Here is a 12,609-nt window from a genome sequence, read left to right as displayed (position 1 = left end):
CAGCAGATTACCGGCGATACGGGAAGTGGTCTTCAAGGATATGCTCCGGATGCGTTCCTCCACTTTCCGGGTATTTCGCGCGTGCGAAGAAGCCAGCGGGGGAGAGGGGTTCGCTGAAGACTTTTCTTTGACACGCGATATTTCTGCAGCGGAACTTACGCACATTGACCATAAGCGTAAGCGGATGCCCCGCTATTTCAAGCCCTTGCAGGGAACATAGATAATGGCCCTTCACATGATTACTAAACTGACCGCAGACCGGACAGCGGACTCCTTAATGCGTACCGGACAATGTTACATAATAAAATATGTATGGATTGTGAACTGTTCCGTTATTTAAACTATTGATTTGTAAATTTTATCAATTTGGGAATTGAGTTTCCTGACTATCTCTCTCAAATTCTATTCTGGATACTGAATTCCGAAATGGTCAATAGGGAATGTATGCATGAAAAGGCAAAAACAATTTATTTTGTAATATGCACACTGAATATACAATAGGCATTTCTCTTCCAATCTTATTTTTCATGTGGGATAATTTAAAAGAGGTATTATGTTCATTGTCTATGCCCTTGCTTATTTGAGTGATATAGAATTATGTTATGTGCAGATTAGAATTAAAATGTCTGAGAGAATATATAATATTAGAAAGTGGTATTGTTTTTAACGAGCAAAGTTAAAGTCAAGAATCATAGTTCTATGGGAACTATGTCTTTATGGATATTTCATGTCTGGGTCAAAGATATGATTTTTTTTATTTCGTTACACGTTTTTACGAGAAAAATCACATTGATCTTATTTTTAACAGTTGAATTGTAAAATTCTTAGCGATTATTGGATAATACTATCAGCGATAATCAGGCTATAAGCCTGATTATCGCTATGTCGATTGCAAAAGTTTTAAATTTATCACAGGTCATATTTTACAAAATGCCATAGTTCCCATAGGACTATGGTTGATTGTTGGTATTCCGACAAGTTATTCTAAAGAGTGATGTTATTGTAATGCAGATATAAATCTAATAATTCAAATTTATGAACAACGCTTTACTGAAAGACAATCTTGCTGCAAGAGCAGTGGATTCTCAGACGCGGAAGGTGTTTTCAAGGTCCGGTCTTATAGCTGGATTATGTTTATCTTCCCTCGTTTCTTCGTATGCTATTCCAGGTGGAGTGGATGCAACGAAAGCAAAGAATGAAAGTGTTATGATCACTCAACAGGCTAAAAGGGTGTCGGGGGTTGTAACGGATAGTGCCGGAGAACCTATACCTGGTGCTAATGTCGTGCAGAAAGAAACCACAAATGGTACAGTTACCGATATGAACGGTAAGTATACCTTGGATGTACCTAACAATGCAACTTTGGTTATTTCTTTTATTGGTTATACTACGAAAGAAATTAAAGTAGGTAGCCAGTCTGTGTTGAATGTCAGTTTAGTAGAAGAGGCAATCGGTCTGAATGAGGTGGTTGCCATTGGTTATGGTTATGTAAAGAAGAAAGACCTGACCGGTGCTGTTTCGACTGTATCGGCAGATGACATGGTGCTGGGTGGTACGGTGAGTAACGCAGCCCAGGCATTGCAAGGTAAAACGGCCGGTGTGCAGGTATCGCAAAGTTCAAAAGCACCGGGTGGTACTATTGCGGTACGTGTCCGTGGCAATAACTCAATCTCGTCTACTAACGAACCGCTTTATGTGGTGGATGGTTTCCCTTCTTCTGAAGGCTTGAATCTGAATCCGAATGATATTGAATCCATGCAAATCTTAAAGGATGCGTCGGCCACGGCTATTTATGGAGCACGTGGTGCGAATGGGGTCGTATTGATTACGACGAAACGAGGAAAAGCAGGCGAAAACAAGATTTCTTACAGTGGTTACTTGGGAACTCAGAAGGTGGATAATCCGTTTGAGTTTCTCAATGCAAAGGATTATATGAACTTGCAAAATGCATTGTATCAGGAAATTGATGGCCAAGAAGGCAACCCTAACGGAGTTTATACGCCCTCTCAATTACAGTCTACCGTAGATACCGATTGGTTGGATGTTTGTACACGCCTAGCTTTGGTACAAGATCATAATATCCAGTTCCGTGGAGGTTCTGAAAAGACAAAGGTATTGACCAGTTTAGGATATTATAAGCAAGAGGGTGTTTTGAAGAATACGGATTTTAACCGTATTTCAGGACGTGTGAATGTAGATCAAACCATTAACGATTTCATTAAAGCCGGTGCTACGATGTATGCCCACCGCGAACGTTCGAATGCTCAAACCTATAGCGGAAATATTTTGGGTGAGAACGTCATGTTGAGCGTGATGGAGTATGATCCTACGGTAAAACCTTATAATGAAGATGGTACGTATGGACGTGTTCCAGGTGGTCGTGGGGATAATCCATTGGCCAATTTGCTAGAACGTAAAAAAGAAATGGTAAATGACAAGTTCAACGGAACAGTTTTCCTTGAAGTCAATCCATTTGATGGATTTACGGCTAAGGCTACAGCCGGTGTCGAATTGTTGCATAATTTCAAAGGTTCTTATTTGCCGAAATCTACTACTTATGCAGGAGAAATAGAAGGGGGTATTGCTTCTACGTATGATTTCAGGTCAACTCGACAGGTGTTTGAAGGTATTTTAAATTATATGAAAACTTTCAACAATATACACGACTTGAATGTAATGTTGGGGTATTCGTATGAGAAGTACAATGCGGAGTCTCGTTCGGCAAACGGAAAAGGTTTCTCTACCGACTTGTTTGAATGGAACAATTTGGGGGCAGCTTCGATTAAAGGAGTCTCTTCTTCTAAGACAGAGAATTTGTTGGCCTCATTCTTTGGTCGTGTAAATTATACGTTCAATGATAAGTATTTGGCAACGGTAACAGTTCGTCGAGATGGTTCTTCTCGGTTTGGAGCTAACAATCATTGGGGAACATTTCCTTCAGGATCTTTGGCATGGCGTGCCAGCGAAGAAGATTTTGTGAAGAATTGGGGTGTTTTCAGCAACTTGAAAGTACGTGCCGGCTATGGTGTTACTGGGAACGAACGTATTGGCGATTATGCATCGTATGCGTTGGTTTCTACCAATCATGTCACTTTAGATGGTTCAAACAATATGCCGGGTACGCATCTTAACCAAAGCAGTCCTGAAAATGCCAGTTTGAAGTGGGAAACGACAACTCAGTATAATGTCGGTTTCGATATGGGCTTTTTTAACAATCGTTTGTCTGTTACTTTAGATGGTTACTGGAAAAAAACAAAAGATTTGTTACTGAAAGTTTCCTTACCTTATTATACCGGTTTTACTTCCGGTCAGCAGAATGTTGGTGAGATATCGAATCGCGGTTTTGAATTGGATATTACTTCTCATAATTTGACTGGTGATTTCGTTTGGGACACAAAGTTTAATTTAGCACTCAACCGGAATAAGGTATTAGACTTAGGAAGTAGTGGTGACATACGTATCACTTCTTCAAAACCGATGGGAACTGTATCGGAAAATGATTATGCTATCGTACGTGAAGGAGAGCCTCTGGGCTCTTTGTATGGATGGAAGTATATAGGTGTATTGCAAGAAGGTGAATCGTATGCTGCTCAACCGAATTCAAAACCAGGTGATCCGAAATTCGAGGATGTGAATAATGATGGTAAAATCGATGCAGATGACCGTACAATTATAGGCAATGCCAATCCTGATTTGATTTTTGGTTTGACCAATAACTTTGCCTGGAAAGGATTTGACTTGTCAATTTTCTTCCAGGGATCTATTGGCAATGATCTGTTAAACATGACACGTATGAATTTGGAGTGGAAACGTACTACAGACGCATTGAATCGTTGGACACCTTCAAACAAGAATACAGATATCCCGCGTAACGGTTTCTACTATTCGCAGTATGGCGGATATGTGAACGACCATTTTATCGAAGATGCTTCATTCCTTCGTTTGAAGAATTTGACATTGGGTTATACGATTCCGTTTAAAAAGATAGTAAGTTCTTGCCGGGTTTATTTCTCAGCCGAGAACTTGTTTACAATCACAGGTTATTCCGGTTGGGATCCGGAAGTGGATACAAAAGCTAACGAGGCTGCCCAGTCAGGTGGAAGCCAACAAACGGCAAATGCTGGTGCAGGTATGGATTTCAATGCTTATCCTGCTATGCGTACTTATACGGTAGGTTTGAATATTACGTTCTAATGGAAAGGAGAATTTGAAAATGAATTGTAAGAAATATTTATTAGGTCTGGTTACGATGGGGTTGGTTACGGCTTGTACCGATCTGGATCCTGAAATATATAGTAATTTGACGACAACGAATGCTTATAGTACGGAGTCGGATATTGAAGCAGCCGTCGTGGGTTTATATTCGGATATGAATCCTTATCCGGGAGATGCTTGGTTATATTACGGGGGGTATATGATTATGATTACCGATTATGCTACCGATATAGGTTATTCTACAGCGGCTGGCGACCCGACTAAACTAAGTAATATGACGTATGATGCCAGCAACCGCTATTTCAGTAACAACTGGAGGGATATGTATAATGTGGTATCGAATGCCAATACGATTTTAGATAATGTGGATGCTGTCAATATGTCGGAAGAAAAGAAGAATCTGGTGAAGGGGCAGGCTAAATTTTTGCGTGCAATGGCTTATCGTGATTTGACAGATGCATGGGGAGCAGTTCCTTTTATCACTTCGTTGGTGAAGAATCCTTTTACAATGAATGATGCGACATTGACTCCGGTATCCGAAATTGAAGCGACATTGATTTCTGATTTGAAAGAATGTATCAACCTTTTACCTGCTAGCTGGAGTGGTCAGGATTTGGCTCGTGCCACGAGTGGAGCCGCCGCTACGTTGCTGGGAAAGATCTACTTGCGTAATCATGATTATGCGAATGCGAAAACATATATCGACATGGTGTTGAACAGTGGCCAGTATGAATTGGAAAGTGATTTCAAATATGTATGGTCGGAAAACAACAAATATGGAAAGGAAATGATTTTTGCTTTATTGCATGAAACGGGAAATAATGCTGCCGAGATTGCCTGTCACTTTGGTCCTTCGGATCATCCGGAAGTACCGGGGCGTTGGCAATATTATGGCGTATCCCTTCCGTTTTGGCGTAGTTATGACAAAGAAGATCCACGCCGTGAGTTCTTTTATTATGATTATACGGGAGATGCAAAACGGGATGATCAATCTGATTACGGTTTCCATTACATGGTTCCGGAAGAGGGGGTAACGGTTGTTCCGAATGATACGACCAAGTATATGCAAAATGTAGCTACCATGAAATATACGTACGACATGATTTCAGATGCTTATTATGATGGGCGTACGATTTGTATTTTCCGCTTGTCGGATGTGATCCTTTGTAAGGCGGAAATCGAGAATAACTTGAATGGTCCGGCTGCAGCTCTTCCTTACTTGAATCAGATTCGTGCTCGTGCCGGTGCTCCGGAATATGGAAAGCATAATCGTTTCCCAGCTCCTTCAACAAAAGAAACAATGAATGATGCTATTCTTAAAGAACGTGGTTATGAACTTGTGTTTGAATTCCAGCGTCGTGCAGACTTGATTCGTTTTGGAAAATATGAGGAAGTCGTAAATGCGCATTTAAAGAAGCTGGGTATCGCTCAGCCGACAAATGTAACTTCTAGTTTGCGGTATTTCCCGTATCCGTTGAATGATGCTCAATTGAATCCGAATTTGGCAGCAGAGAATCCTTCACGGTTGCCGAAATAAATAATCTTCAAGGGGGGGCTGTGTTCCTTAATTCCGACTTTTGACATGCCCCCCTTACATTTAATTAATACATAAGATCGATATGAAGCGTTTGATAGGAATTGTTGTTGCCATCTGTTTGTTGTCAGCTATTTTTATATGGATTGAAAAGAATACATTGAGATCGATAACTCTGACTTCACCTCGTAATACAGCCATGTATAATAAGGTAGATGTTTCAATAGCCAAGCCAGCTCCTGTATATATTGAATATACGGAAAAAAAGACCGGGAAGTCTTATCGGACCCGAACTTCTCCGGCGGATACGCTTCATCATTTGGATTTGTTACTTTTGAAGGCTAATACCGAATATACTTATCGAGTGGTTATCGATAACCTTTTTAAGCAAAAATCAAAAGAACTGACTTTTAAAACTCGTGAGCAGTCTTCTTGGTTGGTCAATCATTGGTTTAATGAACTACATCCGCATGACACAACGGCTTTGGGGGATGGGATGATATTAATTTGTTTTGGTCGTTTGCCTGGCTACATGGCATTGATTGACAATGAGGGTGAAGTACGTTGGGTTTGGCAGGTGGATGATATTGGAGTACGTGCAGCTTCTATTACGCCGAGAGGTACATTCCTGGCAATGCTGCGTCCGTTTGTGAAGGACGTAATAGATGATTATACGATGACTCCGGAGCAAGTACGCAACGATGAACATAAAAAACCGATGCGTCGAGGTTCGATTGGGTTTGCCGGCGGAACCGGGCTGGCGGAAGTATCTCTGACGGGCGAAACGATGTGGCGCCTAGACTTGGATAAGATAGAAAAGGAAAAGGATTATCAGGTGATTCATCATGATGTATTAATGGATAAAGACCATCATATACATACATTGTACCGTCCGAAGAAGATTGCTACAATATCCGTAAACGGTAAAATGGAGACGGATACGTTAGGGGGCGATGGCATTATGGTTATCGATACACTGGGGAATGTGTTAAAGACATGGTCTGCCTGGGATGTATGGGATATAGAGAATGATCCGTATATCGGAGAATACCGATACGATCGTTTTCATATCAATGGGCTTTGTTTTGATAGAGACGATAATTATTTATTATCGGCCCCTATTGAAGATCAGATTTGGAAGGTGGATGCCAAAAGCGGTGAACTGGTCTGGCGTTTTGGGAGGGACGGAGACTTTAGAATGGATACAACGGCTTATTTCTCTTTCCAACATTCACCTTATATTATGGAGAATGGCGATCTGATGCTTTTCGATAATGGTTTACATAATCAACGTTCCGGAGGTAAGGCTTTCCGGTTGGATGAAGAGAACCGTACGGCCCAAATAACAATCAATGCTTTATTACCTGCCGATAAATATACTTCGCGGATGGGCAATGCCTCTATTTTGCCGAATGGGAACTTACTGCAATGTAGCTCGAAGACCGGTTCGGTGATGGTTACGGATAAGGAAGGAAAGGTTCTTTGGGAAAGTGTCCTGCATTTTGCTCCTTATCGGGCAGTGTATGTTCCGGTAGAAACCTGGGATAAATATTTTAAAGAAATCAAGTAATATGGAACGTGCATCGCTATCCTATATCTTCTTTACATTCCTGAAATTGGGAGCTACGGCATTTGGCGGTTATATGTCGCTAGTGGCTATCGTACAGAAGCAGTTAGTGGAAGTAGACAAGAAACTGAAAGAAGAAGATCTGCTGGATGGGATTTTCCTGACCTCCGTACTGCCAGGACCCGTAGCCGTAAATACGATTGCCTATGTCGGGTACCATTTAAGGGGGATACCGGGGGCGGTTGTGACTTTTGCCGGAATCATTATTCCCTCGTTCTTACTGGTTATATTTCTTTCGTGGTTGTATTTCTCCTACGGAAATATACCTGCGGTAAAGAATGTGTTCAGCGGAATCACTCCGGCTATTACTGCTTTGATCGTTACGGTGGCTATCGGGATGACACGTAAGACGATCAAATTACCTGCCCAATGGGTTCTTTGCCTGCTGGCGGCTTTGTTGCTGATTTTTATCGGTGGTTTTACGGTTACTTTTCTGTTGATTATCGGTAGCGGGATAGTCGGCGGTTTCTTGTTTCGCCAGTCTGTGGGACAAGAGTTGATATCAGATGGGGAGAAGCGGACGGGTAGCAGGCAGCTGATGACTTCCGGGATTGTTCTTTTGCTATTACTCTGTATCTTACTTTGGGGAGGACAATATCCGGGTGCTCCAGAAGGTATTCAGATTGTATCGACCTTCTCCGGTATCAGCCTGACTTTGTTCGGAGGAGGATATGTTGTTATTCCGGCTTTGCATGAGTTGTTCGTGGATAACTTGAACTGGCTGACCTCGGCTGAGTTTGCCGACGGGATAGCGATAGGGCAGATCACTCCCGGACCGATATTTATTACAGCGACCTTCATCGGGTATAAAGTGGCAGGTATCACGGGGGCGTTGCTGGCAACGTTGGCGATGTTCACTCCGCCGGCTGTATTAACCGTCTTATTATCCCGTTTTGTAAAAATACTGAATCAGTCATCCGTTGTAAAAGCAGCCATGAAAGGGGTACGGGCGGCTGTTATCGGAATGATCTTTGCTTCAGCCGTTACGATCGGACAGACGATTATGCTGTCGGTTGTTTCGGTTATTATCTTCCTGGTTACATTTTTTATTTCACTAAAATACACAATCAGTCCGGTTTACCTGATCATCGGAGCAGGTGTGGCGGGCTTTATCTTATTCTAATTCTATGAATACAATACAAGGTATACAAATGATTGGAACCCAGCGATCCGGATCCAATCTGTTGCGTGTCATGCTAGATGGAATCCGGGAGATCGCTGCTCCCCATCCTCCGCATATTCTTCAGCGTTTCTTACCATTGCTTCCCAAATATGGCGATTTGACGGATCAGTCTAATTTTTATCGGTTGGCACAGGATGTGTGCGAGTTAGTCACAGTGAATCCGGTTCCCTGGGAAGGTATTACGATTCGTGCAGATGAAGTAGTAGCAGCCTGCAGGCAACAAACGTTGTATGAGTTGTTCCGGGTGATTTATGAATCAGCAGCCCGTCAGACCGGAGCTTCTTTCTGGCTATGTAAAAGCATGAAAAATATGCTGTATGCAGAAGGCATTGAATCTACCGGGATTTCTCCTTATTATATCTATCTATACCGGGACGGTCGTGATGTCGCTCTTTCGTTTAAAAAGGCTATTGTCGGAGAGAAACATATTTATGCACTGGCTGAAAATTGGAAAAAGGATCAGGAAGCTGCTCTCCGTTTGAAGGACAGGACGGCGGCCGATCATTTCTTTATGCTGAATTACGAAACACTTATTGCCAGTCCGGAAAAAGTGATGCGGCAGCTTTGCAATTTCCTGCATCTTCCTTATTCTGATAGGGTGATGGATTATTATAAGAGCCGCGAGTCTGAAAATACAGCGGTTGCAGGCAAAATGTGGGCAAATGTAACCAAACCGATCCTGAAAGACAATACAAAAAAGTTTCTGCGTGAATTATCTTCCGAAGATATTGCTATCTTTGAATCCGTAGCCGGAGATCTATTGCAGCAACTGGGGTATTCCTTATATACTCCCCTTGATCTGTTAAAAGGCAGTTTCTCTGACGAGGAAATAGTGTTTTTTAATGAGGAAAACATACGTTTGAAGAATGTCTTTATCCAGCAGGCTGATCCGGCCGATCTGGCGAAAAGACGTCCGCAGGATGAATTGATCAATCGTATAAAGCAATATTAAAGATAAATACTAGTGCACATGAAACAATTGCTATTTACACTTTTTTGCCTGTTTGCCTATAGTAGTTTGCAGGCACAGGCTGTACCCACAGACGAACTTTATGGGGTAGGTATATGGAATGCCGATTCATTGGGAAACCATCGGGTAATTGTCTCTGTAGATAAACCGGCCGATGCTGTATTGGCAACGATCGACTGGCGTCGCCGCGATCTGAACCCGGAAGCAAAAAATCTGATCGTTGTGGATGCTGCAACCGGTGAACGTATTACGAATGTATGCCGCTTTACTATCGACCGGGAGCGGGGAGAGGTGGTTTTCCAGCCGCAGACTGTTCCGGGAGAATATTATATCTATTATCTGAAGAATGTAATGAGCGGTAGTCCTTACTATCCGACCGTTAATTATCCGGCTTTCGAGAATACGGCTTCGGCTGACTGGGTAAAGAAAAATAAACTGTCCGGGAAGAAAGCACCTGCCCTTCCGGCGGCTAAAGTCGTACAGTTCCAGGCAATCAATGAGTTGAACAGTTTCTATCCGATGGAAGTGATCGCTACATCGAACGAGACTGCCCGATTATTAAAAGAACATCCCGGGGAGAAATATATTCTCTTTACGGAAGACCGCAAATTCCCCATCCGTATGACAACGGATATTCCTTATAAATGGATTGCTGACGATCGGCATGATTTCTTTAACGGGCAGGCGGATAAGGGAGAGTATTATGTCTTTCAGTTAGGTGTTTGGGCGGCACGTTCGAATGTAGAGAATCTGCATGTCGATTTCTCTGCCCTTACGAATAAAGCGACCGGCGAGCAGATACCAGCCTCCTCATTTACCTGTTTCAATACGGAAGGGACGGATGTGACCGGTACCGTCTTTGAAAAGAATTGCTCTGTGGATAAGGGTAAAGTGCAGGCATTATGGGTTGGAACCCAGTTGCCGGAGCATCTTTCTGCAGGTACTTATCAGGGAACAGTGACTGTCTCTGCTGCCAATGCCGAAAGCAAGACCGTACAGGTCTCTCTGAATGTTTCGGAAAATGTAATTGCCAATCATGGAGATAATGAACCTTGGCGTCATTCCCGTCTGCGTTGGCTGAACTCGCAGATCGGTTTTGATGATGAGGTGATTGCCCCTTATACGCCGCTAGTGATGAAGGATAAAACGATCAGCTGCCTGGGACGCGAGATTAAACTCTCTGACTTAGGTTTGCCGGAACATATTACCAGTTATTTCAAAGAGACTATGACGGGCATCGGTACGAATGGCCGTAGCGTATTGGCTGCTCCTATGGAACTGGCTGCCGATGGCGGTGCATGGGAAAACCTGAACTTCGAAATCACCAAACATAAACAAGGTGCAATCGCCTGGAAAGCCCTTAACCAAAACAGCCGTTTCCTGATGGACCTGGAAGGAGAGATGGAATCGGATGGAAACATAGCATATAAAGTGACATTGGTCGCCCGTGAAGATGCTTCTGTGGAGGATGTAGCGTTGCGGACACATTTAGCATCCGGTGTCGGACGTTATATGATGGGTTTGGGAGAGAAAGGCGGTTACTGTCCGAATGATCTTCGCTGGAAATGGGATGTAGAGAAAAACCAGGATGCTGTTTGGGTGGGTGATGTCAATGCCGGTATCCAGATCCGCCTGTATGATAATAAATACGAACGTCCGCTGAATACCAATTTCTATCATCAGAAACCGTTGCACATGCCGGTATCCTGGTGTAATGCCGGAAATGGAGGTATCGATATTCATAATGCTGCCGATGGAACACGTATTAATGCTTATTCCGGTAAGCGCAGCGTGAAAAAAGGAGACCGGCTGTATTATTATTTCAACCTGGCGTTGACTCCGTTCCGTCCGATTGATACGGATAAACAATGGCGCGAACGCTATCATCATAACTATGAGTTCCTGGATGGTATACAAAAGCGAGGTGCCAATGTCATCAATATCCATCATGCGAATGCTATCAATCCGTTCATCAACTATCCGTTCCTGCGTACCAAAGAGATGAAAGCGTACATCGATGGTGCTCACGCCCGCGACATGAAGGTGAAAATTTACAATACCGTTCGTGAGTTGTCCAACAGCTGTGTGGAAATGTTTGCTTTGCGTAGTCTGGGGAACGAGATCTTCTCGGAAGGTCCCGGTGGCGGCTTCTCCTGGTTACAGGAACATTTGGACCAGAATTATATCGGCGCCTGGTTTGTACCCGGACTGAAAGATGCAGCGATTGTGAACAGTGGCATTTCCCGCTGGCATAACTATTATCTGGAAGGTCTCGACTGGCTGATGAAGAACGTCGGTATCGACGGGCTGTATATCGATGACCTGGCTTTCGACCGGATGACGATGAAACGTATCCGCAAAGTGATGAACCGTACGAATCCGGGAGCTATGATCGACCTGCATTCTGCCAATCAGTATAACCCGAAAGACGGTTTTGCCAATAGTGCCAATCTGTATCTGGAACATTTCCCCTACCTCGACCGTCTGTGGTTCGGTGAATACTTCAATTATGATTTCCCGCCGGAGTTCTGGCTGGTTGAAGTTTCCGGTATTCCTTATGGTTTGATGGGCGAGATGCTGGAAGGAGGCGGTAATCCGTGGCGCGGCATGCTGTATGGCATGACAGGACGTAGTCCTCGTGTGGATAACGGACCGCTGTGGAAACTGTGGGATTCTTTCGGTATGCAGAATAGTGAAATGATCGGTTACTGGGTGAAAGACAATCCGGTGAAGACGGGTAGCGAAAAGACGTTAGCGACCGTTTACAGCCACATGGGTGATAAAGCACTGATCTCATTGGCTACCTGGGAAGATACGGATGCCAAAGTGAAGCTTTCCATCGACTGGGCTAAACTGGGTCTCGATCCTTCGAAAGTGACATTGCATGCCCCGGCTATCGAGAATTTCCAACAGGAAACAACCTGGAAACCCAGCGATGAGATTGTTGTTCCGAAAGGGAAGGGCTTGTTAATTATTGCAAAATAACCTCTTCCGATATAGTATAATTTACCGGAAATGTACTCTTTAACCGTATATAAGGAGGATTAAACTCCTTATATACATTATTGTCCATATAAATG

The 12,609-nt window shown here is 43.3% G+C and carries 7 protein-coding genes; 6 read left to right on the top strand and 1 reads right to left on the bottom strand.

From position 1 onward, the window contains the following. Window positions 1-7: 7 nt before the first annotated feature. Complete coding sequence (locus BHV83_RS21795) at window positions 8-235, bottom strand: hypothetical protein (protein WP_122205559.1); 228 nt, start codon at window positions 233-235, stop codon at window positions 8-10. Window positions 236-1,035: 800 nt separating this feature from the next. Between BHV83_RS21795 and BHV83_RS16795 the strand changes: the two genes are divergently transcribed. From BHV83_RS16795 to BHV83_RS16770, 6 genes are all read left to right on the top strand, one after another. Next, window positions 1,036-4,194, top strand: coding sequence for a SusC/RagA family TonB-linked outer membrane protein (locus BHV83_RS16795; protein ID WP_286757795.1), 3,159 nt, complete (start codon window positions 1,036-1,038; stop codon window positions 4,192-4,194). A gap of 19 nt (window positions 4,195-4,213) precedes the next feature. Then, the gene (locus BHV83_RS16790) at window positions 4,214-5,752 is read left to right on the top strand and encodes a RagB/SusD family nutrient uptake outer membrane protein (RefSeq protein WP_122131163.1); all 1,539 of its coding nucleotides are present in this window, start codon (window positions 4,214-4,216) and stop codon (window positions 5,750-5,752) included. An 82-nt stretch (window positions 5,753-5,834) separates the two neighbouring features. Further along, on the top strand, window positions 5,835-7,319 hold the full coding sequence (locus tag BHV83_RS16785) for an aryl-sulfate sulfotransferase (RefSeq protein ID WP_119216426.1): 1,485 nt from the start codon (window positions 5,835-5,837) through the stop codon (window positions 7,317-7,319). A 1-nt stretch (window position 7,320) separates the two neighbouring features. After that, on the top strand, window positions 7,321-8,499 hold the full coding sequence (gene chrA, locus BHV83_RS16780; RefSeq protein ID WP_122121809.1) for a chromate efflux transporter: 1,179 nt from the start codon (window positions 7,321-7,323) through the stop codon (window positions 8,497-8,499). Window positions 8,500-8,503: 4 nt separating this feature from the next. Continuing rightward, window positions 8,504-9,511: a sulfotransferase family protein gene (locus tag BHV83_RS16775; RefSeq protein WP_122205558.1), complete on the top strand. Its 1,008-nt coding sequence runs from the start codon at window positions 8,504-8,506 to the stop codon at window positions 9,509-9,511. A gap of 18 nt (window positions 9,512-9,529) precedes the next feature. Continuing rightward, entirely contained in the window at window positions 9,530-12,514 is a 2,985-nt protein-coding gene (locus BHV83_RS16770; protein ID WP_122205557.1) for a glycoside hydrolase domain-containing protein, read from the top strand. Window positions 12,515-12,609: the final 95 nt, after the last annotated feature.

The sequence above is a fragment of the Parabacteroides sp. merdae-related_45_40 genome, from assembly GCF_001915675.1.
This window is presented reverse-complemented; position numbering and strand designations above follow the sequence as displayed.

Excerpts from the sequence above, each read along its gene's own strand:
- BHV83_RS16770 (WP_122205557.1), top strand. The coding sequence starts at position 9,530 with ATGAAACAATTGCTATTTACACTTTTTTGCCTGTTTGCCTATAGTAGT.
- BHV83_RS16790 (WP_122131163.1), top strand. The coding sequence starts at position 4,214 with ATGAATTGTAAGAAATATTTATTAGGTCTGGTTACGATGGGGTTGGTT.
- BHV83_RS16775 (WP_122205558.1), top strand. The coding sequence starts at position 8,504 with ATGAATACAATACAAGGTATACAAATGATTGGAACCCAGCGATCCGGA.
- BHV83_RS16795 (WP_286757795.1), top strand. The coding sequence starts at position 1,036 with ATGAACAACGCTTTACTGAAAGACAATCTTGCTGCAAGAGCAGTGGAT.
- BHV83_RS16785 (WP_119216426.1), top strand. The coding sequence starts at position 5,835 with ATGAAGCGTTTGATAGGAATTGTTGTTGCCATCTGTTTGTTGTCAGCT.
- chrA (WP_122121809.1), top strand. The coding sequence starts at position 7,321 with ATGGAACGTGCATCGCTATCCTATATCTTCTTTACATTCCTGAAATTG.